This window comes from Bacteroidetes Order II. bacterium, from assembly GCA_016788705.1.
In the GTDB taxonomy this organism is placed as follows: Bacteria; Bacteroidota; Rhodothermia; order Rhodothermales; family UBA2364; genus UBA2364.
This window is the reverse complement of the sequence record JAEUSQ010000001.1, coordinates 1-24,913: the sequence shown is the minus strand read 5'-3', so window position 1 is coordinate 24,913 and position 24,913 is coordinate 1. Positions and strand designations below refer to the sequence as shown.

The window sequence follows — 24,913 nt, the reverse complement described above, 5'->3', positions numbered from 1 at the left end:
CTGCAAATATACTAACAACGAATTCAGCCCCCCATCTAAACAGTCTCCGAGCTAATGGATTATCCTCCCCGCCCGTTACCTGTAACGAGGTGTTTGGGTTTAGCACAAATTCCGATTGCGCCCATTGGTCTAAAGTTAAAGTTTTCATAGGTGGTGTGGTATTAAATTGTGTATAGTATCAATTCATGAATTGAGATGAATTGAGATGAATTGAGATGAATTGAGATGAATTGAGATGAATATAGTAAATAGTGTATTTGCCTGTCAAGAGGAGTTTTAGATTTTCAGATAAAAAATATGATTCATTGTTTATATAGTGATTTGAAAGGGAGATTCCTGCCCCAGAGACAAGAAGAAAATAAGATGATTAGTGTTTAAGGCAATGGAAGTACGCCCGTTTGTCATCATAAAGCCAATAAACATTTCGTTTCTGTTCGAGCAATACATCCATAAAGCCCCACAACTATGTAGTCAATTCTGGTGGATGGACCTGAAACCATGGATGAACGTGCTCCCATTGCCCTGCCAGGCGGAACAACGTAGCTTCGTCGCCGATGGCTGCGGTGAACATACAACCAATGGGCAAGCCAGACGGCGAAAATCCGGCAGGAACCGACATAGCGGGCTGGCCTGTCAGGTTGGCAATGGGCGTATAGGGAGTATAGCTAAAGAGTTTTTTGGCCATTTTCTCTAATGTGTTTCCATATCGGATAAGGTGCGAGAGACCGAGACGATTCAAGAGGCGGACAGCCGTTTCCTCGAAAGAGGTTGGCGATAAAGCCCCCAATTTGGCCGGAGATTGTGAAAGAACGGGCGTAAGCAATACCGGAAATTGGGTATGGAGTTCACCCATTTTTCGGGACAAATCGTTCCATTGCCGTTTGGATTCCACAAATTTGGCGGCAGAGAGTTTCCGCCCAATGCTGGCCAATAAGTAGGTACTGGGTTCCATTTCGTGCGGTTTTACGGCTTTTCCGCGCTCTTTGCCTATCCTATTCAGGTCGGCAGCCGTTTCGGTGGCCACCAAATAGGTTTGTAATTCTGAAAAAACCGTTTGGTCATAGGGCAATGCTACTTCCTCGACGGTGTGCCCAAGGGCTTGCAACCGAACAATGACCTCGTTCATGATGTGTACCACATCTGGATGTGCCTCACCGAATGGGTGCCGAGAAAAATAAGCAATCCGCATAGGCGGCGGCGTGGTCTCGGCCTCTACTCGATAGGGTTTTTTCGGTAGCGGAATGAGGTATGGCTCCCCTGAAACCCGACGTGAAAACAAGTCTAAGTATGCAGCACTATCGCGTACCGACCGCGAGAGGCAACCATCCACCACGGCACCATTCCATATTTCCCCGTGTAGCGGCGCAAACGAAATCCGGCCACGCGAGGGTTTCATCCCAAAAACATGGCAATTGGCGGCTGGAATGCGAATGGAGCCACCGCCATCGCCACCAGAAGCCATCGGCACGATACCAGAAGCCACCGCCACCGCCGATCCGCCACTGGAGCCGCCTGCCGAGTGTTCGAGGCTCCACGGGTTGCGTGTGGCTCCAAAACGCTCTGGCTCGGTCGTGACCGTTAGCCCCAGTTCTGGCAGATTGGTCTTTCCGAAGATCGAAAACCCCGCTTCTTCCAAGATATTGGCTGCCCAACTATTTTTTGGTGACCGATAATCGCCCATTACGCGGCTTCCCATCCGGTAGGACGTGCCGGAAAGTTCGATCAAGAGGTCTTTGATCAAGAAAGGCACGCCTGAAAACGGCGTATCTGGCCGGATTTTGGCCAGGTGCTGCCGCGCCCGATCCGGAAAGAGGTCAATCACAGCATTGAGTTTTGGGTTAACTTCCACCAAGCGGGCCAATGCGGTTTCTAGCAATTCGGTTGGATGGACGGCCTTCGTCCGAACCAATTCAGCAAGGCCCAGTGCATCGTATTGGCGGTATTCTTCAAAGGTCATGGTAAAACAAGGGACAAGGTGCAACGGTTATAAAAAAGATGATGGGCGTTTCATCTTCGTTTGTCCAATACTTCATACAGGTTGGTTCGGCGGTCTTTCAGGTTTCGGACACTGCCGGACTCATGCAGGCTTTGTAGCAACGTAAAATCCACCTCCGTAACCAAGTGCATTTCTATGTTGGGCGTGGCTTCCGTCATAATGCCATTGGCCGGAAATGCAAAGTCACACGGGGTAAAAACTGCTGAAGCCGCAAAGTGCGTTTCCAGATTATGGACATCCTCGGCCAAACCCACACAGCCCGAAATCACAACATAGCATTCGTTCTCGATGGCCCGCGCTTGGGCACAATACCGCACCCGCCGGTAGCCACTGGCCACATCGGTTAAGAAGGGCACAAACAGGATTTGCATCCCCTCGGTGACGAGCAACCGGCTCAGTTCTGGAAACTCCACATCGTAGCAAATTAGCACGCCGATGCGTCCGCAATCGGTCTCGAAAGTTCGGAAGGTTTCTCCACCCGTCATGCCCCATGTTGCAGCCTCATCTGGAGTGACGTGGATTTTATCGTAATGCTCCACCCGTCCGTCGCGGTGGCAAACGTAGCCTCGGTTCAACAAGGCGCTCTGTTCAAGGACGGGCATGCTTCCTGTGATAATGTTGATCTGGTGTTTTTGGGCCAACTCACGAAACCAATCCAGTATCTCGTCGGAGTGCGAGGCCAATTCGCGGGCGGCTTGTGCAGCAGTAAGGTGGAAATACGGTGCCATCAGCGGGGCCACAAAGAACTCCGGAAAAACCACAAAATCGGCTTGATACGAAGCCACCGACCGCACAAAATAGGCGATGCGTTTTTTGATGGTAGCTATTTCTGACGAGGCGTGCATACTCCATTGCACTACCCCTATTCGGGCATTGTTCGGATACAAGGTCTTACAGATTATTTTTAAAATACCGTTGTGGGCGTGTATCTTCTAATATAGCCAAAAAACGAGCATTTGTCCGTAAATAAACGATTTACCTTTACGTAAGCCATGCAGGACTTCCCGCTTCATATTACAGTGATCATCCCAACCTTAGACGAAGAAGAACACTTGCTGCATACCTTGGAATCCGTGCGCCGCCAATCACCACCATTCCGGATTATCGTGGCTGATGGTGGATCGCTAGATGCCACACGGACATTAGCCGAGCCTGTCGCAACGGTACTTCAAGCCCCCAAAGGGAGGGGTATCCAAATGCACACGGCCACACAAGCGGCGGGCAAGACGGATGTTTTTTTGTTCCTCCATGCCGATACCGTTTTGCCTCCAAGTGCTTTCGAGGACATTCGACAAAGTCTTGAAAATCCAATATTTATGGCCGGATGTTTTAGGTTGCAGTTTGATGAAAATGGACTATTGATGCGTTTTTATGGTTTTTGTACCCACCTCCGTATTCGAAGAATGGTTTTTGGGGATCGTGCCATTTTTGTGCGGAAATCGGCTTATGAACAAGTGGGAGGCTTCTCTAATGAGCCTTTATTAGAGGATGCACTCTTGGTACGCGCCCTCCGTAAGTCGGGGCGTTGGGCTTTTCTACACACGCGGGTTACCACCTCCGCACGGCGCTTCCGGGCACATGGTTTGCTCCGGCAACAGATCAGGAATGTGGCCTTATATGTGGGTTTTTTGTGTGGATTATCACCGTCCTTTTTGGCGCGGTGGTATCGGTAAAAGCAATGCGGAAGGACCTTGCAAGACATCCAATTGCGCCACCATTTCATCAAAACGGCCTCAAAAGAGGTCTTTTTAGGCTTTTAAATAATTCTTAGCTACTTATACCTTCCATGGACCGATCATTGATTGAACAACCTGATGCGTGTGGGTAGGCAGCCTAAAAATTTAAAGAAGGAATATTGTTGGAACGGTCACTTGGCAAAGGCGTAAACAATCCATTCTTATAAACCATTACCATTCCGATGAAATTTTTTTACGCCCTACTTTGTGCTTTGCTACTTCCCCTTATCGTTTTTACACAACCTCGTTTTCCGGAACCCGGTTTTGTTTTTGATGACACCTCGTTGCCACGCATAGACCTTACCCTTTCTCCAGACTCGCTCCGCATGGCCGAAACGAACGTGACCAGCGACAAAGAATATGTGGCCCTGTTTCAGTTTACACGGCGTGGCGTGATAGAACAAGTAGAAAATGTTGGATTTCGCGTGCGAGGCAATACCTCGCGAAATGCCCAAAAAAAATCATGGAAAATCTCCTTCAATACCTTCCAAAAAGGCCGGAAATGGTATGGCTTAGAAAAACTCAACCTAAACGGTGAACACAACGACCCCTCGATCATCCGTGCAAAGTTGGCATGGAACCTCTTTCGACAATTTGGGGTGGCGGCCTCACGTGCCAACCATGTAAGGGTGTTTATTAATGGAACGTACTATGGCCTATACCTGAATGTGGAAAACATAGACGAGGAGTTTGTTCAATCCCGCTTTGGTAACAACAATGGAAATTTGTATAAGTGCCTCTGGCCTGCCGATTTGGCCTGGCGAGGCTCGGATCCGAATGCATACAAATTCACTTCTGGTGGCCGTAGAACCTATGAGTTAGAAACCAATAATGTTGCCGATGACTACACCGACTTTCGCGACCTCGTCCGGACCATTACCCAGACCTCCGATGCCGCTTTCCCAGTGGAAATCCAAAAGGTTTTTAATGTAGATGGCTTCCTCAAAGTGCTGGCAATGGATGTGGCTGTTGGTGGATGGGACAACTACTGGTGGCTTAAGAATAATTATTACCTATATAAAAACCAAGATACAGGATTGTTCGAGTGGATTCCCTATGATTACGATAACACTTTTGGGATAGACTTTGTGAGCCAAGACTGGGGCAACCGCAATGTAAATGCTTGGGGCAACCAATCCGAGGCACGGCCCTTGGTTACGAGGCTTCTGAAGGTGGATGCGTTTCGGTATCGCTACTTGTATTATTTAAAGCAAATCCTGACCAACCTGACGAAACCCGGAACCTTAGACCCCGAAATTAACCGCTTGTATAATATGAATGTAGATGCGGCATTGACAGATTCCTACCGTTTATTAGACTGGAATTGGGATATTACGTCCTTTACAAAATCCTACGACCAAGCTATAGGGGGACATGTTAAATATGGGCTTAAGCCTTACCTCACTACACGATACAACAGTGCCTTGGGCCAGATTTCCTTCACCAATATCCCACCCATTTTGCGTTATCCCAAACAATCGGCCTCGGTCTTATCGCCCAATATGCCCCTAGTCGTGCAGATTCAAGTGGAAGACGACCAGCCAAACCCTACCCTTACCCTCGCCTACCGTTTTAATGGTGGAGCCGAAGCGGCACTCCAGATGCGTGACGACGGAACCCAGGGCGACGCCGTCGCTGGCGATGGTTCATATTCCGTCACCATTCCGGCGATGGGTCAGACGGGAAGCCTATCGTGGTATATCGAGGCCGATGACGGGCGGCTGGGGGTGAGTACGTATCCTCCGGGCGCACCTGCTCAAACCAAGACCGTTGCGGTATTGACTTCACCGATTGTCCTGAATGAATTCATGGCTGAAAATACCAAAACCATTCCCGACGAAGCCGGACAATTCGAGGACTGGGTAGAGTTGTATTATGTCGGAGACCTTCCGTTTTCGCTGGAAAATTATTACCTCTCGGATGATCCCGCACGACCCGATAAATGGCCGATTCCCACCACGCAACTGGGACCTCAAAGCCGTTATCTCCTGATTTTCGCAGATGAAGACCGGACACAAGGCGCGTTTCATGCCAATTTTAAACTTAGTAAAAGTGGTGAATACCTTTCCTTGGCTAAAAAAGAAGGCAGCACGTTTATCATGATGGATGCCCTAACCTTCGGTCCGCAAACCGCCGATGTCTCCTTTGGTCGTGAGCCGGATGGAACGGGTAATTGGACCCTGAGAAACAAGCCTACGCCCGGGAAAGCCTACCTCACGGCCTCTAAACACGACGAACAACCGCTTGCCTTTACGGTCTCGTCCGCTTTTCCTAATCCATTTAGCCACACCGTACACGTTCCGGTGACCATGCCTTATGCCGGACAGCTAAAACTCACCCTCTACGACGTATTGGGGCGCATGATCTATCAGACGAAAACCCTTCAGCCTGCCGGACAACAAACCTTTGACTTATCTCCGGAAATACCCAATGGCGTTTATCTGTTGGAAGTACGAGTAGATTCAGGGCAAAACACCCCACTTAGAAAGGTAATACGGGTGGTAAAAAGCCGATAAAGCAGTATCGTTCCTTGGTCATTCGGATCACCAAGATACGTTTCTTGTTTCATGTCATCCTTTATCTAGTTGTTTGTTTTATAATTACTTAGCATATAGATAGGCAATAAGGGGGCGCAACACTGTAGTAATAAACATTGGCCCGTTGAATAGGGCTGCCAAGAGGTATAGAGAGAAGCACAGAGCTATAGCCTTGGGCCTACTTCATGCCCATACACCAAATACACTTTTATGTACTGACTTACTCGTCTTTACGTTTTTCTTAAGTTATTTGAAGATAAGTATATGGCTTTTTCTTAACCCGTTCTTGAAAAAGGTTTCTTTTACCCATCGTTATAGGAGTTTGTTTTTTTTGGTGACGCACTTGCGCATGCCGAAACCATGCCGGAGAAAACGTTTTCGTTTGTGGGTATTGAGGGTATTATTATGCTGGTCGTTATTAGGTTGTGGGGGAATGACCTTGTGATCCGTGCGTAGCCAATGCGGAAAGTGCCTTCTCGTTGCCACGGCAAAAACCATTTCGAGCAGTGTAGGCTTTGTGGTTGCTTATGTCCCATAAAGATATTCGGAATACAGGTATTGCAATAGACAACCCCAATTGGGAAAAGGTATTCCTGTAAAATTATACCCTCTTGTTGAATTGGCTGCAATTACGTCGTAACATAATCCAAACTCAATGCGACGTCTCACAGAATAATTAACCACTTAACTATTTGTTTTTATGGATGTAAATCTGCATCAGAAAAAAGGGATAGAACATTTGACAAAGGTCTTACGCTATTATCCGATGGTTCAGGAAGGACAACAAGCCGTTGTGGGGCTTACCCGCGAAGACTGGCATGTGCTGTGCGATACCTTATTTCACATGAATACACCAAGAGAAGTGATTCCTGAAGAAGTCTTGTCTTGGCGGTTTTCGGAAAAGGACGAGCAGATGGTTTTAGAAACGAAGCAAGGCGTTACCGTTTTGGTAGAAATGTTTTAACATCTAACCACTATGATGCAAACTCGTATTACAAAATTGTTTAATATCCCATACCCTATTGTTCAGGCGGGAATGATTTGGACAAGTGGATGGAAGTTGGCAGCAGCAGCGGCAAAAGCGGGGGCCTTAGGGTTGATCGGGGCGGGGTCTATGCATCCAGACAACCTTCGGCACCATATTCGGTCTGCAAAGCAGGCACTCGCTGGAACGAAAGGGGTTTTTGGGGTAAATGTACCCCTCTTATATCCGCAGATCAGCGAAATCATGGGTATCATTATAGATGAAGGGGTAGAAGTGGTCTTTACGTCGGCGGGGAATCCTGCTGCTTGGACCAAGTCTTTGCAGGCGGCAGGATGCAAAGTGGTCCATGTGACAGCTTCCACCAAGTTTGCCTGTAAAGCCCGCGACGCTGGATGTGATGCCGTAGTGGCCGAGGGTTTTGAAGCAGGTGGCCACAATGGTCGGGAAGAAACAACCACGCTGGTTCTGATCCCTTTGGTCGTGGAGGCTGTTGGGGAGGATATTCCGGTGATTGCCGCAGGCGGGATTGGAATGGGTTCGCAAATGGCGGCAGCGCTTGCACTGGGGGCGGAGGCCGTACAAGTGGGTAGTAGATTTGCAGCCACGCAAGAAGCCAGTTGTCATCCTGCCTTTAAAACCCGTATTGTGGCCGCAAAGGAAGGCGATACAGTATTGGCCCTCAAAAAAACCGTTCCGGTCCGCTTACTCCGGAACGAGTTTCAACAAGCCGTATTGGCCGCAGAGGCCCGTGGCGCCAATACGGATGAATTAAGCGCTTTGTTGGGAAAAGGGCGCGCCAAACGGGGTATGTTCGAGGGCGACATGGTAGAAGGGGAGTTAGAAATTGGACAAGTAGCGGCTTCCATCCACGATATTCCTACCGCCGATGAAGTCGTTCAGCGTCTAATGACTGATTGCCAAGCAATCCTAAGACGCCTCGGAAACGGGATGGGGTGAACAAAACAAGGTTGGCTTAATCCACCACTTTCACCAAAACCATGTTTGTTTTGCCCTTCGAAGGAATGGGCATACCAGCAGTTACCACAATTTTATCTCCTGGAACCACAACGCCTCGTTCTTTCAAAACCTGTTGAACCGTGGCAATGGCATCATCAGTATTGTGCTGGAACGGAATCCGCACACCCTGCGTCCCCCAAAGCAAAGACAATTGTGCAACCACTAACGGACTAACCGTACACGCATAGATTGGGACTTCGGGGCGGTGTTGGGCAATATTAAAAGCCGTGTTTCCAGAGTAGGTAAGGCATACAATGGCCTTCGCCTCCATATCTTTTGCCATACGGCACGCTGAAAGACTCACGCTTTCGGTAACGTCGCTGGGGTTAATGACGGCTTTGGAAGCTCTTCGAGAAATTAGCGGACTGGCTTCGATGGTACGTGCAATTTCGTCCATCACCCGAACGGTCTCTATTGGATAATTTCCGGAAGCCGTTTCTGCCGAGAGCATGATGGCGTCTGTCCCGTCCCAAACTGCATTGGCTACGTCGCTCGCTTCTGCACGAGTGGGGCGAGGGTTGTGAATCATGCTTTCCAACATCTGCGTGGCGGTGATAACAGGCTTGGCAGCATTGAGACAGAGGCGGATAATTTTTTTCTGAACAATGGGCAGTTCTGCCATTTTGGCCTCAATGCCCAAGTCTCCACGTGCCACCATAATCCCATCAGAAATAGCAATAATCTCCTCTAAATTAGTGACAGCTTCGGGTTTTTCAATTTTTGCAATAATTTTCACTTGGCTATCGGGCTTAAAAGTCCGGATAGACTCTCGCAAATAGGCCACATCTTTTGCGGCCCGAACAAACGAGAGGGCGACCCAATCCACCCCTGCTTCTAAACCAAATTTCAGATCATTCAGGTCTTTCTCGGTGAGGGCTGGTTGTTTGGCGGCAATATTGGGCAGATTTACCCCCTTTCGAGATTTTAGTGCTGCACCTGCACGAACCCTAACTTTAAGATCTGTATGGCTTAGGATCTCGGTGACTTCAAGCTCCACATTCCCGTCATCTACCAGTATGATATTGCCGATAACAGCCTCCTGTGCCAGCGAAGGATAGCTGACATAAATCCGCTCTTTGGTGCAAATCTCCAACGGCTCGGTTGTTAAAACCAGTTCCTCACCCATCGAAATCGGAAATTCTTCGTTCAGTAAACGTCCAAGACGAATTTTAGGGCCTTGTAAATCCTGGAGAATTGCAATTTCTTTTCCCATATCCTTGGACACTTTCCGGATTCGGATGATGCGATCCCAGTGTTCGTCGTGGGTTCCATGAGAGAAGTTGAGACGAGCCACATTCATGCCAACTTCAACGAGCTCGGTTAGTTTTTCGTAGCTTTGGGAGGCAGGGCCAATGGTGCAAACAATTTTTGTCCGGCGCTTCATGCAAAAGAGGGTAAGGTGAAAGAATATACAGGGCGCAAGATAGTGAAATTACGGTCGTTTCGATACGAGGTATAGGGGACCATAACTGCTTTTTAATCATTTGTTTTTATAGGCTTTAACGAAAGCGTCTAACTTTTATGAAGGTTAAGTCTTGTTTTCATTTGATGGAAGCGATTCCATCAAATGAAAACAAACAAACAAAAAATAGAGGGATCGTACTCGATTCGATAAAATAAAACCCGTAAGACAAAGTAAGGTCTTACGGGTTTTATACAGGTAGTCTGGATTAAGCGCCAAAGAGTGCTGCTTCTCCGGCATTAGGGGCACCATCTCCACCACGACTGTGCTCTTCTGAGGGGGGTGGGGCATGTGGATGTAATTCCATTGGGGCAAAAGGACGCTCACCCAATATCTCGACCAAGTCTTTGGCGGTCAGAATTTCTTTTTTCAGCAAAGCTTGGGCCAGCATTTCCAATTGCGCTTGCTTCTCTCGTAGCAACTGAAGCGTCCGCTGCCGTACATCATGGATCAAGTTTTTGGCCTCAATGTCAATTTCTAAGGCCGTCGCTTCCGAAAACGGTTTCGTAATAAAAGGATTATCTTCCCGACTGCTCATGTTGTAACTCACATAACCGATTTTTTCACTCATCCCATAATCCACAACCATTGCATATGCCAATTTGGTAATGCGTTCGAGGTCGTTTTGTGCGCCTGTAGAAATCCGGCCAAAGATAATTTCCTCTGCCACCCGGCCACCCATAGACATCACCATCCGATCTATGAGGGCTTCTTTGGTGTAAAGGTAGCGTTCTTCGGGCAAATACTGCGCATAACCTAAGGCAGCTAATCCTCGGGGGATAATGGAAACCTTTACAATTGGGTCGGCATATTCCGAGTACCAACCTGCAATGGCGTGGCCAGCCTCGTGATAGGCCACAATTTTCTTTTCTTCCGGAGAAATGAGTTTGTTTTTCTTTTCAAGGCCCGCAATGACTCGGTCTATCGCCTGCTCAAAATCCGCCATTAAGATGGCATTTCGGTTGAGTCGAGCGGCAAGTAGGGCCGCCTCGTTACAAACATTGGCAATTTCTGCACCAGCAAAACCAGGTGTCTGGCCTGCAAGCGAGTATAAATCTATGTCATCCCCAAGGGTTAAATGTCTCGTATGTACCTTGAAAATCTCGAAACGCTCTTTGCGGTCGGGGCGGTCTATTAAAATTTGACGGTCAAAACGTCCTGGACGCAATAAAGCCGGATCTAAAATGTCTGGACGGTTGGTTGCAGCCATAATAATGACGCCTTTATCGGTATTAAACCCATCCATCTCGACCAATATCTGATTGAGGGTATTTTCCCGTTCATCATTTCCACCCATCACCAATCCTTTTGCACGGGAGCGGCCAATAGCATCAATTTCGTCAATAAAAATGATACATGGGGCTTTTTCCTTGGCTTGAGCGAAGAGGTCGCGTACCCGAGCTGCGCCTACACCCACAAACATTTCCACAAAGTCCGAACCGGAAAGCGAGAAAAAGGGCACATTGGCTTCGCCAGCTACGGCTTTTGCCAAGAGGGTCTTGCCTGTACCGGGAGGGCCAACCAACAGCACTCCTTTGGGAAGTTTACCGCCCAGTTTGGTAAACCGTTTAGGGCTTTTAAGAAATTCCACCACTTCCTGAACTTCTGCTTTCGGTTCATTTAGCCCCGCCACATCGGCAAAGGTAATGCGCCTGTCAGAGTTAGCATCAAACAAAACTGCTTTATTTTTGCCTATGCTCAAAACTTGTTGCCCTGGATTCATCCTCCGAAACATAAAAACCCAAAGTCCTACAATCAGCAGCAGAGGGAAAATCCAGGTCATCAAGGTGCCTAACCAATTGTCTTCCCTGCGTGCACTAAACACCACTTGTGCCCCTTCTTTTTGTGCCCGATTGTAGTTTTCCACAAATGCAGTCAATTGATGGTCAAGGGGTTTGGTGGTCGTAAACCGACGCCGGGCCTTTTGTGCATCTTCCGAATTCCAGATGCTCTGCTGGACTTCATTTGGTGTCACTTTTTTCTCATTCAGGGCTTTTTGGGTGTATAAGCCAGAAATTCGGGAGTCATTGATCAATTCAACTTGCTCAATGTAGCCTTTTTCGATGAAATTAAGAAAAGTACTATAATCCAACCGATTTGGATTTGTAGAACCCATTAGATAGATATTGATAGCGCCAAGAATAATAAAAACAATGGCATAAATCCAAATGGGGGATCTATTCCGAGATTCGGGAGATCGTTTTTCCGGAGGCGAAGTTTGCTCTTCGGGGTTGATGCGCGGTTCTTGCGCCATAAGCGTTGCCAGATTTAAAGTGAATAGGTGCTTTTTTTATTGTCTGCTTTACGCCAAGGTCAAAGGTTTGGTTCCGTTAAAGACCCGTAAAGCCTTCTATACAGTGTGTTTTGGCAGACAAGAATTAGGTGAACAGGTTCGATGATGATGGGGAGTGCGCGAAAGGGCCTTGAAATATGCTCATGATAAAACGAATCAATCGTAATAAAATTCGGTATTATTGTATTAAAGAAAATTATATTCGAATATTCTAAAGTTTAACTAATCATTTATGGTGTGTAATGGTTGAATAAACGAATTTAGTATTATACTTAAAAATGTTTTCACAAAAAACCTTGTACCAATGACCATAACTGCTACGTGCGAACCGGAGACCCCAAAAATCCTTACCGCCTACGAAAAAGCTGCATCGGAAGGGATAGACCCACGGTGTATCCCCCAACATCTGGAAACCTCGCCTCCAATAGGTCAAGAAATTGTCGCGCCTTCATATACGGATGCCGAACACGGTATCTGGCAGCACCTTTTTGAACGCCAAATGGCCCTGTTGCCAGGACGGGCGAGCAAGGCATATTTGGAGGGGGTAACTGTTTTGGGGTTTCATGCGAAACAACTGCCGCCCCTCCGAGACCTGAGCGAAAAACTTTTTGTTGCAACTGGCTGGCAAATTGCCCGGATTCCTGGGCTGCTACATCCCACTGACTTTTTTGAACTCCTCTCTCGGCGGGTATTTCCCTGTACCGATTATATCCGCGAAGCCTCTGAATTGGACTATACGCCCGCACCAGATTGTTTCCACGATATTTTTGGCCATCTCCCAATGATTACCAATCCGCATTTTGCCAATTTCTACCAAGACTTTGGGCGTGCTGCGTTGAGGGCTACACCAGAGCAGCAAATTGGCTTAGAGCGCCTACATTGGTTTTGTGTGGAATTTGGCTTGGTTCAGGAAGAAGGCGGCAGGCGGATTTTTGGGGCTGGGGTCTTGTCTTCAAAAGAAGAGGTGCTTCATGCCCTTTCGGATAAGGTGACGGTATTAGACTTTGACCCCGACCGCATTGTGGCGCAAGATTACCAAGTGTGGCATCTGCAAAACACACTCTTTACCCATGCTTCTTATGCCGCGCTCGAAGCCGGATTTCGGCGGTGGTGTAGCGGCCAAAATCTGTTGTAGAAACGCCTAAGTATTAATTCAAAAACCCCGGCACAGAAAAAGTACCGGGGTTTAGGGCAGAGATATAAATCCGTGATTGGGTCTTATTTCAGCAACGTTGCCGCCTTGGTTTGGACAAAGTTGGCGCCTTGTACACGGTAGAAGTACAAACCACTTGGCAGACCCGCCGCATTCAACTTAAACGGAGTTGTTCCTACAGAAAGGGTTCCGTTGTGTAATAACCGCACTTCTTGGCCAAGCATGTTATAAACCGCAACCCGCACCTGTTGGGTAACTGGGAGCGTAAGCTCGAACGTGGTACTGGGGTTGAAAGGGTTGGGATAAGCACCGCTCAGCGCATAACCTTCCGGCAATTCCTCGCGGTCAGAGGCCGTAGCCACCAAATCACTCCAAACCGTGGAAATACGGATACCAGCTATTTTCCCACTATTGGTATTGCTTCCTTGACGAATGGCAATGTGACGTATATTTATCCCGTCTGCAGTAGTGCTCGCACCATTTACCGCCGTGGGAGTTGGCTCGGTGGCAGGAATGGTTTCTCCGGGCTTAAAGACAAAAAGCGAGCAGGTATCATTCAGTGTCCCATCAACGAAAGTATATTTTAATATAACGAGATTTGTTTCATTATAAGCATATGTAGTATTAGGGTAAACTGCGGTATCACTCGACCCTTTACTCACGCCCAGCTTTAATACGCCCCCTTCGTCTTTTAAGTGCATCCGACACAAAAAAGTGTTACCGAGGGCTGTACCTTCAGCAGAGGAACCCATGTGGAGAACATAGTCGGTGGTTGCACTGGCTGTTGCAACATTTACCATAGCAGAGGCATAGACCGATCCAGTGGTCGCGGTAGCAAAGCTACGGTGAACATCTTCCCTAGTACTCCCGCCTGCACTTAGGAACGAGACCGATTTGGTTCCGGATAATCCGTAGCCTGTAAACGTTAATTGATCTGTCAAGACATTAACCGGATTTAGCCCTTGTCCACTATGAGCCGCCCATAATCCGCCGGATTGCGTAACCAAGTCTCCCGTATTGTAGTTAAACGTCTCAGACATCAATATGGTCTGCGCCGATGCGGTGGGCGCGAAGAATAGTGCGATTGCACAAATTTGTATCCACTTTTTCATGGTTCTCCTTTTTTTGATGGATAGGAATTTTCTAAAGTTAATGGAAAGCACAGGAAGTAGCAAGTTTTTAGTGTTGCATTTTTGTGATCAGGTTTTTTTCTTGGGAAAAGCCCTTGGAAGAGGCTTATTTCTTGACCACAACCAATTCTAAACGCCTGTTCTTGGCGCGGCCTTCTTCTGTGGTATTATCACTAATCGGTTTGCCGGGGCCAAATCCTTGGGTACGGACAATACGTGATGCTGCAATGCCTGCTGCCACCAATTGGTTGTTTATAGCATTTGCACGTTCCAACGAGAGGGCCTTGTTGCGCAAAACAGAACCCATATTGTCTGTATGTCCTTCCAAAGCAACCGTCGTATGGGGATATGCCTTTAAGATGGCGACTAAATCCTGAACCGTTTTTTTTGATTCAGGGGTAAGTGTGGTGTTTCCGAATTCAAAATTTAGGTTATCAAATACAAACGTTTTTGGCGGGGTGGTTTCGGTACTGGCCAGGAATTGGGAAACTGCATAATTAATACTTCCCGTCATAAGGTCTAAGCGGACGCCATCGGGCAGCGTCACTTGTTCGGTTTGGGTGGATGATGCAGCAAAGTGTGGAGCAGAAGCTAAAGTGCGGGCAATCGGCTTGGTTGGTTGTAGGTTGCCGAAAGGCGCATAAAGGGCAAACACCGCTAGGATAAAGCCAATAAAAAGTACTGGCAAGCCAAAACGCTTTAGGAGTGTGTTTTCTGTAGTTGCTGCATTGGTTGTCATCGGAACTGGCGTGGCCGGAACAGAGGCCGCTATTTGGCCAATTCCTAATAGCCCCACTAAAGAGGCGGGCAGCAACGAAAGCAAGGCACTTTTTTGAGAGGCCAAATATCCTGTTAGTGCCAAAGGACTGATCCCGCCCGCTTCCCGTTGCAGGAGCGCCAACGTCCATGGTGCAAGTAAACTGGTTAGGCTCAGGCTGGAAAAATTACGGATACCGCTCGACCTAGCAATCTCGTTCACCACACGATCTGCCCGTTGTTGACCACCTAAAATATGGCGCAACAAAGAACGTCCGTGCTTAATGAGGCCGCGTGCCTTCATTTCTTCTTGAACCGATTGGGGAATCTCGGAGAGCAGGGACGTGGGATACTGACCGTCTCGCAAAAGTTCGGATAACCGTTGCGCACCCTCCGGCGTTTGGATCATCTGTACCAAACCGCCTATTAAAGACGGAATAACCTCTGCTATTGCTTTTTGTGTTTTAGGAACTTGTTCTCCAAATAAAAGAGCAATCCTACCAACGACTTCAGGTGATAAATAAGCCTTAAGTTGTTCAACTATGTGTGCTGACATGATGATTGGATATAATATAGAACCTATAAACAGGACTGGTAAAAACAAGTTACTTTAAGTGCTATGTTCAGACCATTGAATTTTAGCGGATTCATGAAAACCCTAAGCCTCCGTGGGCAAAGCAGGACCCTGTCTGTATTTACGTAGCAAGACCATGAGCACCGAGATGTCGGCGGGTGAAACCCCCGAAATACGTGAAGCTTGCCCAAGATTCTGTGGCCGTACTTTGGACAATTTCTCTCTGGCCTCTAAGGTAATATTCTTAACCTCCGAAAAATCAAACGTGTCTGGAATCGCCCACCGTTCCTTTTCGGCGGATAGGCTCACCAATTCTTGCTCCTTTTCCATATATCCGGCGTACTTAATCTCTATTTCTGCAAGTTCTGCGGTATTTTCCATCCCAGCCATCGGAGCAACCACGGTGTCGTATATGCCCATAGCCGCCAAAAGATCGGCAACGACAACCTGTGGGCGCAGTACCAAACGCGCTAAGCGGGTAGGGACTTGAATGGGGGCTGTGCCTACGGACGCCAAATACGCATTAATCGCTTCCGGCTGGGCATTGATCGTCTGGAGGTGGTATAAAGTAGCCTCAAGTGCGGCTTTCTTCTGTTGCATTCGCACGAGTCGGGCTTTTGAAGCCAAGCCCAGGCGATACCCGATTTCGGTAAGTCTAAGGTCGGCGGTATCTTGTCTAAGGGTAAGACGGTGTTCTGCGCGGCTGGTAAACATGCGGTAAGGCTCATCTGTGCCCTTGGCCACTAAGTCATCAATCAATACCCCAATGTAGGCCTGTGAACGGTCAAAAATAACAGGGTCTTTTCCACTAAGCTTTTGCACCGCATTGATGCCGGCCATCATTCCTTGAACCGCCGCTTCTTCGTATCCTGTGGTGCCATTTATCTGACCTGCAAAATATAATCCTTCAACACGTTTGGTCTCCAAAGAATAACGCAGTTGGTAAGGAGGGAAATAATCGTACTCAATCGCATATCCAGGGCGCAATAAGTGAACATTCTCCATGCCCGGAATCAGTCGTAGCGCATGAAATTGTACGTCTTCCGGCAAACTGGTCGAAAAACCATTCACATAAACCTCATGTGTATTGAGTCCTTCTGGCTCCACAAAAATCTGATGGCGGTCTTTATCTGCAAAACGATTTATTTTGTCTTCGATGGAAGGGCAGTAGCGGGGACCACGCCCGCCAATCGTACCATTAAACATAGGACTCCGATCAAACCCCGTCCGTAACATTTCATGAACCGATAGACTGGTATAAGTCAACCAACACGATCGCATTTCATTCGGCAGGGTATCGGTCATAAATGAAAACGGGCGCGGTTCTGGGTCGCCTTTTTGCTCCTCCATCGCTGCATAATTGATTGTCCGCCCATCTACACGCGGTGGTGTGCCCGTCTTAAGACGGCCCACCTCAAAGCCCAAGTTGGCTAAAGAAGCCGTTAGACCAGTTGCCGCCCGCTCACCACTCCGCCCACCACCGTATTGTTTGTCACCTATGTGGATTGTTCCATTTAGAAAGGTCCCATTCGTCAGGATAACCGTGGGTGCAAAAAACGATTGCCCGGTTTGTACACGTACGCCCTGAACCTGCCCTCCTTCTGCGAGTACCTCGGTGGTCATGTCTTGACGCATAAAGAGGTTTGGGAGTTGTTCCAATGCTTCGCGTATGGCCAAAGCATACGCCATCCGGTCGGATTGAGCGCGGGGACTCCAAACGGCAGGCCCTTTTGACCGATTGAGCATTTTGAATTGTATCCCTGTCTGGTCTGTCACAAGACCCATCAAGCCACCTAATGCATCTATCTCACGAACCAATTGACCTTTACCGATTCCTCCTATTGCTGGATTGCACGACATCTGCCCAATGGTATTAAGATTCATGGTAATCAATAAAGTACGAGCGCCCATCATACTTGCCGCCCAAGCCGCCTCGGCGCCAGCATGACCTGCGCCAACAACGATTACATCGTAATGAAAATAACTACTCACCATTGTGTTTGTTGATTAAGCGGGCTTCCACGCCTTATCCCGTTCTCTGTTTCCGATATTTACAAAGTATTTTTATCGGGTCACACAGCCTAACAAATGCTTTTGGCTGTAAAACCAAAGGGACATTCACCCGAATGCCCCTTCGCTGTGTACTTATTCCCAACCATCTCGCTTTACTCCATCGTCTCGTTTTGGAGCAGGAGGAGGAGACACTGGGGGAATATCTGCCGGAGGACCTATTTCCTCTTCTTCCTCTGTATCGCGTGGATTTGCAGGCGTCTCATTCGGATCTGGCTCTTCAACCGGAGGATTACCCAAGAACACTCGAACCACATCGTTTACGCGAAGCCGAGAGCCAGGTCCCGGAGACTGAGACGTAATCGAGGTGGTCTTACCATCATTATATGCTACACTAATACGTAATTGGTACTTCCTTAATAATGTTTGGGCTTCCGTCAGTGAACGGCCTGAAAGGTCTGGAATGGGTGGTGTTTTATAATTGATGCTCACCCAAAGCGTAATCGGGGTACCTGTCTTTACGGAAACGCGGGGTTGTGGATCCTGACGGATAACTGTTCCTTTAGACAACTGGGAAGTAGAGTCCTGACGGACCTGCCCAATCTGAAGCCCCATTTCCTTGAGGCGCATTTCCGCCTGCTGATCCAAGAGCATCGTCACATTGGGTACTTCCACAAATCGCCTCGATTCGCTATTGACAAATAAAATAATATGGCGTCCCGGCTTGACATGGCTTTGGGCAACTGGGCGTTGCTCTCCAACCACGCCAACCGGAAAAGCTGGATTGTGGAATTGCTCTCTGGTCTCAACAATGAATCCCGCATCCTCTAATATCGCCATCGCTCGCTCTTTAGGCATATTGACCACGTTGGGCACTTCCATAGAGCGGCCCTGCATCGTGTACCAAGGCAAAATCAAAAAGTGCATCAAGACAAAAAGTCCGATAAGAACGCCGAAAATGCCGAAAATGCCAAGCCAGAACGTTTTGGTTTTGAGTACTTCCCTTATATCGTCCCAAGTAATTTCTCCTACGGAGGAAAGGTTCAGGAAGTTGGTCTTTAAGCGCATGAGAAACAGGATACAAAGTGGATGGATATCAAAGAACACAATATAAGGACATCCCTCAAAGAATAACTTTGAAAAAGCAATGCCATTAGGCTTCTCAGAACTATTTTGAGTTTACACCAAGGCGACAAATGAATGAATGAAAGGTGAGGATGGGTAATGGAAAACGTTTTTCGTGGAGAGGCGATTAAGGAATGGCAAAGGTTGTGTTTGGAATGCAGGTATTGCTTGCATCAATTGTGCCCAATGCCGTATTATCGCATCCCGCCTAAATAATGGCGGGGCGGCTGAAAGGCCAAAACTCTTTGAAAAGATGAGATAAAGCGTGAAGTAAAAAAGAAGTTTTATTTCTTACTTGACTTTAAGTTTTAAATCATCTTACATTACTGTTCTGTTTAAAAATTGTTCTATGAAAAGCAGTTAATCACAAAAAAATTAAATTTCGAAGTGATTGTGAAACACAAAATAATGCTTGACTTAAAGTTTTTTAAAGTGTATCTTGCTTTTCTGAATAAAAATGCGATGCGAAAATAGTTCTTGATAAGTTTGTTAGGGTTTACAATTTATTTTTAAATAGATTTGTCAAACTTGAAGTGATTGTGAATCACGAAAAAGTACTTGACAATCTGGTTTTAGAAGTTGTACATTGCAAGCCCTGAACAAAACGTCGAAATTCTAAATCGGCGCATCAGAAAACAGTTCTTTGATAAGATTGGAGATATAGCGAGGCTCAGTCAATTCAAAAATAGAAATTGGCAAATAGCAAAAAATACTTTACATCGGAGAGTTTGATCCTGGCTCAGGACGAACGCTGGCGGCGGGCCTAACACATGCAAGTCAAACGAGCAGTCCTTCGGGATGGGCGAGTGGCGCACGGGTGAGTAACACGTAGAGAATCTGCCCTTAAGTGGGGAATAACCACTGGAAACGGTGGCTAATACCGCATATTGACTTTATACCACATGGTATTTAGTTGAAAGCCTTTAGGTGCTTAAGGATGACTCTGCGGCGGATTAGCTAGTTGGTGAGGTAATAGCTCACCAAGGCGACGATCCGTAGCTGGTCTGAGAGGATGATCAGCCACACTGGCACTGACACACGGGCCAGACTCCTACGGGAGGCAGCAGTGAGGAATATTGGACAATGGACGAAAGTCTGATCCAGCCACGCCGCGTGCAGGATGAAGTCCCTCTGGGGCGTAAACTGCTTTTATATGGGAATAAAAAGATGGTCGCCATTATTGAAGGTACCATATGAATAAGCACCGGCTAACTACGTGCCAGCAGCCGCGGTAATACGTAGGGTGCAAGCGTTGTCCGGAATCATTGGGTGTAAAGGGTGCGTAGGCGGATTGGTAAGTCAGAGGTGAAAGCCCGTAGCTCAACTACGGAATTGCCTTTGATACTGCCAGTCTTGAGTCCTGGAGAGGTTACTGGAATTCGTGGTGTAGCAGTGAAATGCGTAGATATCACGAGGAATACCCGAAGCGTAGGCGAGTAACTGGACAGGCACTGACGCTCAGGCACGAAAGCGTGGGGAGCAAACAGGATTAGATACCCTGGTAGTCCACGCTGTAAACGATGAACACTCGACGTTGGCCCTGTATGGGGTCAGTGTCTAAGCTAACGCGTTAAGTGTTCCACCTGGGGAGTACGATCGCAAGGTTGAAACTCAAAGGAATTGACGGGGGCCCGCACAAGCGGTGGAGCATGTTGCTTAATTCGATGCAACGCGAGGAACCTTATCCTGGATTCAACGTAGCCGGACAGTCTGTGAAAGCAGATTTTCTTCGGACTGGCTACGCGGTGCTGCATGGCTGTCGTCAGCTCGTGTCGTGAGATGTTGGGTTAAGTCCCGCAACGAGCGCAACCCCTACTACCAGTTACCAGCGGGAAAGCCGGGGACTCTGGTAGGACTGCCTGCGCAAGCAGTGAGGAAGGTGGGGATGACGTCAAGTCCTCATGGCCTTTATGTCCAGGGCTGCAAACGTGCTACAATGGATGGTACAATGGGTTGCCACTCTGCGAAGAGGCGCTAATCCTCAAAGCCATCCTCAGTTCGGATCGGAGTCTGCAACTCGACTCCGTGAAGTTGGAATCGCTAGTAATCGCGCATCAGAACGGCGCGGTGAATACGTTCCCGGGCCTTGTACACACCGCCCGTCAAGCCATGGAAGCTGGGGGTGCCCGAAGTCCGTAGCCTAACCGAAAGGAGGGGGCGGCCGAAGGTAAAATCAGTGACTGGGGCTAAGTCGTAACAAGGTAGCCGTACCGGAAGGTGCGGCTGGATTACCTCCTTAAAGAGCAAAGCGTATTTATTACGCAAACTAAGGTGGTACACACTTCTCCGAGTGTGATACTGCCGGTCTAATTTGCCTTTTTTATGAGTCTTGATGAAAATCGACTCATAATTGGTTGGGTCTCGCTATATCTCTTTCTTATTAAAACATTGTTCTTTTTATGAACGTGAGGGGTTGCATACCAAATTTTTGGGATTGTAGCTCAGGTGGTTAGAGCGCACGCCTGATAAGCGTGAGGTCGGAGGTTCAACTCCTCCCAGTCCCACAGTGCAGTTATCTGCACGACCTCTTTCTGAGGGCCGCAATCAGGCGGGGATATAGCTCAGTTGGTAGAGCACCTGCTTTGCACGCAGGGGGTCAGGAGTTCGAGTCTCCTTATCTCCACTCATCTGTCGAAAGACAGATATGTTCTTTGACGTAATGTAAGGTTCTGCAAAAAGTAAAGATTGCGCTTCATAAGATTTAATTTTGATATCATAACGGTATCTTTCATAATCTTTGAGGAGTAGCATTCATCGAGTAAGAGTTCTTAGTAACGTACCGCTCTAAGCGGTATGATAATAAACAAGTGAGAATCTGAGGCGTATAAAGAGGCATAGTTAAGTTACTAAGGGCACATGGGGGATGTCTTGGCATGAACAGGCGATGAAGGACGTGATAAGCTGCGATAAGCTACGGGGAGTTGCACAAAGACTGTGATCCGTAGATTTCCGAATGGGGCAACCCGGCAAGTTGAAGACTTGTCATCTCGAAAGAGAAGCGAACCCAGGGAACTGAAACATCTAAGTACCTGGAGGAAGAGAAAACAATAGTGATTCCCTGAGTAGTGGCGAGCGAAATGGGAACAGCCCAAACCAAAAAGTTTCCGGATTTTTTGGGGTTGTAGGACTCACATAACGCGACTACCAATCCAAATTGAAGTCGTCTGGAAAGCGACACCATAGAAGGTGATAGTCCTGTAAGTATAAGAAAAGTAGCGTAGTGAGATTCCTGAGTACCACGGGACCGGAGAAATCCTGTGGGAATCCGCCAGCACCATCTGGCAAGGCTAAATACTCGTTCATGACCGATAGTGTACCAGTACCGTGAGGGAAAGATGAAAAGAACGCTTAGTAAGCGAGTCAAAAGTACCTGAAACCATGTGCCTACAACCAGTCGGAGCCCCTTTGTGGGGTGACGGCGTGCCTTTTGCATAATGAGCCTACGAGTTGCGCTTGACTGGCAAGGTTAAGACCTTAAGGGTTGAAGCCGAAGCGAAAGCGAGTCTGAATAGGGCGTATAGTCAGTTGAGGCAGACGCGAAACCGGGTGAGCTACCCATGACCAGGATGAAGTAGTGGTAACACACTATGGAGGTCCGAACCAGTGAACGTTGAAAAGTTCTTGGATGAGTTGTGGGTAGGGGTGAAAGGCCAACCAAACCCGGAAATAGCTCGTTCTCCCCGAAATGTATTTTGGTACAGCGTCGTATTAGTGTACGGAAGGTAGAGCACTGATAAGGCTAGGGCCCTTCGCAGGGTACCAAACCTTGACAAACTCCGAATGTCCGATACATGGTGTACGGCAGTGAGGGCACGGGAGATAAGTTCCGTGTCCGAGAGGGAAAGAACCCAGATCATCAGCTAAGGTCCCTAAGTACAAACTAAGTTGAACAAAGGATGTTCGACTGCTTAGACAACTAGGATGTTGGCTTAGAAGCAGCCATTCATTTAAAGAGTGCGTAATAGCTCACTAGTCGAGCGGTTGAGCGCCGAAAATAATCGGGCATCAAGTTTGTCACCGAAGCTATGGGCTTCTTTTAGAAGCGGTAGGGGAGCATTCCAGCGACGCAGAAGTCGTAAGCGTAAGCTACGGTGGAGTTTCTGGAAACGAAGATGTAGGCATGAGTAACGATAAGACGGGCGAAAAACCCGTCCGCCGTAAGCCCAAGGGTTCCTGATCAACGTTAATCGAATCAGGGTTAGTCGGGTCCTAAGGTGAGGCCGATAGGCGTAACCGATGGAAAACAGGTTAATATTCCTGTACCACCCCAAAACGTTAACTTAAGGCGGGACACAACCGTGTAGCATCCGCGAACAGACGGATGTTCGTTGAAGCCGTGTAGGGCGTAGCGTAGGCAAATCCGCGCTGCAATAGCCTGAGCGTTGCGACAGTAGCTGGAATCTTCGGAGGATGGCATAGTGGTGTAAAGCGGTTGTCTAGAAAAGCGTCGTAAGTTGTTAAGGGTGTCCGTACCGTAAACCGACACAGGTGGGCGAGGAGAGTATCCTCAGGCGCTCGAGTGATGTACGGCTAAGGAACTCGGCAAATTAGCCCCGTAACTTCGGGATAAGGGGCGCCCCCCCACATATAAAAGCGTGAGGGGGCCGCAGTGAAAAGATCCAGGCGACTGTTTAACAAAAACACAGCTCTCTGCTAAATCGCAAGATGACGTATAGGGAGTGACACCTGCCCGGTGCTGGAAGGTTAATTGAGGTGCTTAGCGCAAGCGAAGGTGCTGATCGAAGCCCCAGTAAACGGCGGCCGTAACTATAACGGTCCTAAGGTAGCGAAATTCCTTGTCGGGTAAGTTCCGACCTGCACGAATGGTGTAACGATCTGGATACTGTCTCGGCCGTACGCTCGGTGAAATTGTGGTGCCGGTGAAGACGCCGGCTACTCCCATCGGGACGGAAAGACCCCGTGCACCTTTACTACAGCTTTACATTGACTTTGGCCAAAATTTGTGTAGGATAGGCGGGAGACGATGAAGTGGGGGCGCCAGCTTCCATGGAGTCAACCTTGAAATACCGCCCTGATTTTGGCTAGAGCCTAACCTGTGGGAGTGGATCCCAGGGAACAGTGTATGGTGGGTAGTTTGACTGGGGCGGTCGCCTCCTAAAAAGTAACGGAGGCTTACAAAGGTACCCTCAGCACGGTCGGTAATCGTGCGTAGAGTGTAAAGGCACAAGGGTGCTTGACTGCGAGACATACAGGTCGAGCAGGGACGAAAGTCGGTCTTAGTGATCCGGTGGTTCTGTATGGAAGGGCCATCGCTCAAAGGATAAAAGGTACGCCGGGGATAACAGGCTGATCTCCGCCAAGAGTTCACATCGACGCGGAGGTTTGGCACCTCGATGTCGGCTCATCGCATCCTGGGGCTGAAGAAGGTCCCAAGGGTTGAGCTGTTCGCTCATTAAAGCGGTACGCGAGCTGGGTTCAGAACGTCGTGAGACAGTTCGGTCCCTATCTGATGGGAGCGCAGGAAGCTTGAGCAGATCTGATTCTAGTACGAGAGGACCGAATTGGACGAACCTCTAGTGTATCTGTTGTGGTGCCAGCTGCATCGCAGAGTAGCTATGTTCGGATGGGATAAGCGCTGAAAGCATCTAAGCACGAAACCCGCTGCAAGATTAGGCTTCCCTTATGGGTCGTTGTAGATGACAACGTTGATAGGTGACAGATGTACGCATGGCAACATGTTTAGTCGAGTCATACTAATTACCCATGAGGCTTAACTAATGCCCTTTTATACGCTCCACATTCTTTCTTGATGAATGCTTACGGAGCAGAAACCTTACATTACGTCAATAGTTTTGACTGCTTCGCTGAAGCGTCGCCGAATTCCTGGTGATTATAGCGTGAAGGAACCACCTCTTCCCATTCCGAACAGAGAAGTTAAGCTTCACAGCGCCGATGGTACTGCTCAAAAGGTGGGAGAGTAGGTCGTCGCCAGGTCAATTTTAAACCCCAACACAAATGTGTTGGGGTTTTTTTTTAGTGCGCCCGGCATGTGCGCAGACTTGGCGGTGGAAGTCCGCTATACGCTTGGCAGCGAGGAGTATTAGCCAAAGGCAAGGGTGTCCGTCGCGAGGCGGAATCTGAAGGAAGCCGGCGGCAAAGTCCCGACCTGACGAACAGA

Annotated in this window: 13 protein-coding genes, 2 tRNA genes and 3 rRNA genes; 10 read left to right on the top strand and 8 right to left on the bottom strand. The window is 48.2% G+C overall.

Annotated features, from left to right (window positions below; translation table 11 throughout):
* Positions 1-463: 463 nt before the first annotated feature.
* Positions 464-1,957, bottom strand: a complete 1,494-nt coding sequence (locus JNN12_00090; GenBank protein MBL7976706.1) for an amidase — start codon at positions 1,955-1,957, stop codon at positions 464-466.
* Between the two features lie 50 nt (positions 1,958-2,007).
* Positions 2,008-2,883 (bottom strand): carbon-nitrogen hydrolase family protein, encoded by an 876-nt coding sequence (locus JNN12_00085; protein MBL7976705.1) that lies wholly within the window; start codon positions 2,881-2,883, stop codon positions 2,008-2,010.
* Between the two features lie 105 nt (positions 2,884-2,988).
* Here JNN12_00085 and JNN12_00080 point away from each other — a divergent pair, with 105 nt between their 5' ends.
* From JNN12_00080 to JNN12_00065, 4 genes are all read left to right on the top strand, one after another.
* Positions 2,989-3,669 carry a TIGR04283 family arsenosugar biosynthesis glycosyltransferase gene (locus JNN12_00080; protein ID MBL7976704.1) on the top strand — a complete coding sequence of 227 codons (681 nt, stop codon included), beginning with the start codon at positions 2,989-2,991 and terminating at the stop codon, positions 3,667-3,669.
* Positions 3,670-3,914: 245 nt separating this feature from the next.
* Positions 3,915-6,248 (top strand): CotH kinase family protein, encoded by a 2,334-nt coding sequence (locus JNN12_00075; protein MBL7976703.1) that lies wholly within the window; start codon positions 3,915-3,917, stop codon positions 6,246-6,248.
* A gap of 721 nt (positions 6,249-6,969) precedes the next feature.
* Positions 6,970-7,233 carry a hypothetical protein gene (locus JNN12_00070; protein ID MBL7976702.1) on the top strand — a complete coding sequence of 88 codons (264 nt, stop codon included), beginning with the start codon at positions 6,970-6,972 and terminating at the stop codon, positions 7,231-7,233.
* A gap of 12 nt (positions 7,234-7,245) precedes the next feature.
* Positions 7,246-8,211: a nitronate monooxygenase gene (locus JNN12_00065; protein MBL7976701.1), complete on the top strand. Its 966-nt coding sequence runs from the start codon at positions 7,246-7,248 to the stop codon at positions 8,209-8,211.
* Between the two features lie 16 nt (positions 8,212-8,227).
* Here the strand turns inward: JNN12_00065 and pyk are convergent, their stop codons facing one another.
* Both pyk and ftsH read right to left on the bottom strand, forming a co-directional pair.
* Positions 8,228-9,655: a pyruvate kinase gene (gene pyk, locus JNN12_00060; protein MBL7976700.1), complete on the bottom strand. Its 1,428-nt coding sequence runs from the start codon at positions 9,653-9,655 to the stop codon at positions 8,228-8,230.
* A gap of 286 nt (positions 9,656-9,941) precedes the next feature.
* Positions 9,942-11,987: an ATP-dependent zinc metalloprotease FtsH gene (gene ftsH, locus JNN12_00055; GenBank protein ID MBL7976699.1), complete on the bottom strand. Its 2,046-nt coding sequence runs from the start codon at positions 11,985-11,987 to the stop codon at positions 9,942-9,944.
* A gap of 343 nt (positions 11,988-12,330) precedes the next feature.
* Between ftsH and JNN12_00050 the strand changes: the two genes are divergently transcribed.
* Positions 12,331-13,161 (top strand): phenylalanine 4-monooxygenase, encoded by an 831-nt coding sequence (locus tag JNN12_00050; GenBank protein ID MBL7976698.1) that lies wholly within the window; start codon positions 12,331-12,333, stop codon positions 13,159-13,161.
* An 83-nt stretch (positions 13,162-13,244) separates the two neighbouring features.
* On the opposite strand, the gene JNN12_00045 is transcribed toward JNN12_00050, so the two are convergent.
* The 4 genes from JNN12_00045 to JNN12_00030 form a co-directional block, all read right to left on the bottom strand.
* Positions 13,245-14,291 (bottom strand): T9SS type A sorting domain-containing protein, encoded by a 1,047-nt coding sequence (locus tag JNN12_00045; protein ID MBL7976697.1) that lies wholly within the window; start codon positions 14,289-14,291, stop codon positions 13,245-13,247.
* Between the two features lie 124 nt (positions 14,292-14,415).
* Positions 14,416-15,621 carry an OmpA family protein gene (locus JNN12_00040; GenBank protein ID MBL7976696.1) on the bottom strand — a complete coding sequence of 402 codons (1,206 nt, stop codon included), beginning with the start codon at positions 15,619-15,621 and terminating at the stop codon, positions 14,416-14,418.
* 102 nt (positions 15,622-15,723) lie between these two features.
* The gene (mnmG, locus tag JNN12_00035) at positions 15,724-17,634 is read right to left on the bottom strand and encodes a tRNA uridine-5-carboxymethylaminomethyl(34) synthesis enzyme MnmG (GenBank protein ID MBL7976695.1); all 1,911 of its coding nucleotides are present in this window, start codon (positions 17,632-17,634) and stop codon (positions 15,724-15,726) included.
* Between the two features lie 150 nt (positions 17,635-17,784).
* A complete protein-coding gene (locus JNN12_00030) occupies positions 17,785-18,717 on the bottom strand; it encodes a PASTA domain-containing protein (GenBank protein ID MBL7976694.1) in 933 nt (310 codons plus the stop codon).
* 773 nt (positions 18,718-19,490) lie between these two features.
* Between JNN12_00030 and JNN12_00025 the strand changes: the two genes are divergently transcribed.
* The 5 genes from JNN12_00025 to rrf all read left to right on the top strand — a co-directional run bounded on the left by JNN12_00025 (position 19,491) and on the right by rrf (position 24,729).
* Positions 19,491-21,013: ribosomal RNA gene (locus tag JNN12_00025) — 16S ribosomal RNA — on the top strand.
* A gap of 191 nt (positions 21,014-21,204) precedes the next feature.
* A tRNA-Ile gene (locus tag JNN12_00020) sits at positions 21,205-21,278 on the top strand.
* 46 nt (positions 21,279-21,324) lie between these two features.
* Positions 21,325-21,397: transfer RNA gene (locus JNN12_00015), tRNA-Ala, on the top strand.
* Between the two features lie 213 nt (positions 21,398-21,610).
* A 23S ribosomal RNA gene (locus JNN12_00010) occupies positions 21,611-24,513 on the top strand.
* A 104-nt stretch (positions 24,514-24,617) separates the two neighbouring features.
* Positions 24,618-24,729, top strand: a 5S ribosomal RNA gene (gene rrf, locus JNN12_00005).
* The 16S, 23S and 5S rRNA genes sit together here with 2 tRNA genes alongside, the layout of an rRNA operon.
* The last annotated feature ends 184 nt before the right edge of the window (positions 24,730-24,913 follow it).

What these genes read in the sequence shown, in the direction of transcription:
- JNN12_00090 (MBL7976706.1), bottom strand. Translation starts at nt 1,957, where the DNA reads ATGACCTTTGAAGAATACCGCCAATACGATGCACTGGGCCTTGCTGAA.
- JNN12_00080 (MBL7976704.1), top strand. Translation starts at nt 2,989, where the DNA reads ATGCAGGACTTCCCGCTTCATATTACAGTGATCATCCCAACCTTAGAC.
- JNN12_00075 (MBL7976703.1), top strand. Translation starts at nt 3,915, where the DNA reads ATGAAATTTTTTTACGCCCTACTTTGTGCTTTGCTACTTCCCCTTATC.
- JNN12_00070 (MBL7976702.1), top strand. Translation starts at nt 6,970, where the DNA reads ATGGATGTAAATCTGCATCAGAAAAAAGGGATAGAACATTTGACAAAG.
- JNN12_00065 (MBL7976701.1), top strand. Translation starts at nt 7,246, where the DNA reads ATGATGCAAACTCGTATTACAAAATTGTTTAATATCCCATACCCTATT.
- pyk (MBL7976700.1), bottom strand. Translation starts at nt 9,655, where the DNA reads ATGAAGCGCCGGACAAAAATTGTTTGCACCATTGGCCCTGCCTCCCAA.
- ftsH (MBL7976699.1), bottom strand. Translation starts at nt 11,987, where the DNA reads ATGGCGCAAGAACCGCGCATCAACCCCGAAGAGCAAACTTCGCCTCCG.
- JNN12_00050 (MBL7976698.1), top strand. Translation starts at nt 12,331, where the DNA reads ATGACCATAACTGCTACGTGCGAACCGGAGACCCCAAAAATCCTTACC.
- JNN12_00045 (MBL7976697.1), bottom strand. Translation starts at nt 14,291, where the DNA reads ATGAAAAAGTGGATACAAATTTGTGCAATCGCACTATTCTTCGCGCCC.
- JNN12_00040 (MBL7976696.1), bottom strand. Translation starts at nt 15,621, where the DNA reads ATGTCAGCACACATAGTTGAACAACTTAAGGCTTATTTATCACCTGAA.
- mnmG (MBL7976695.1), bottom strand. Translation starts at nt 17,634, where the DNA reads ATGGTGAGTAGTTATTTTCATTACGATGTAATCGTTGTTGGCGCAGGT.
- JNN12_00030 (MBL7976694.1), bottom strand. Translation starts at nt 18,717, where the DNA reads ATGCGCTTAAAGACCAACTTCCTGAACCTTTCCTCCGTAGGAGAAATT.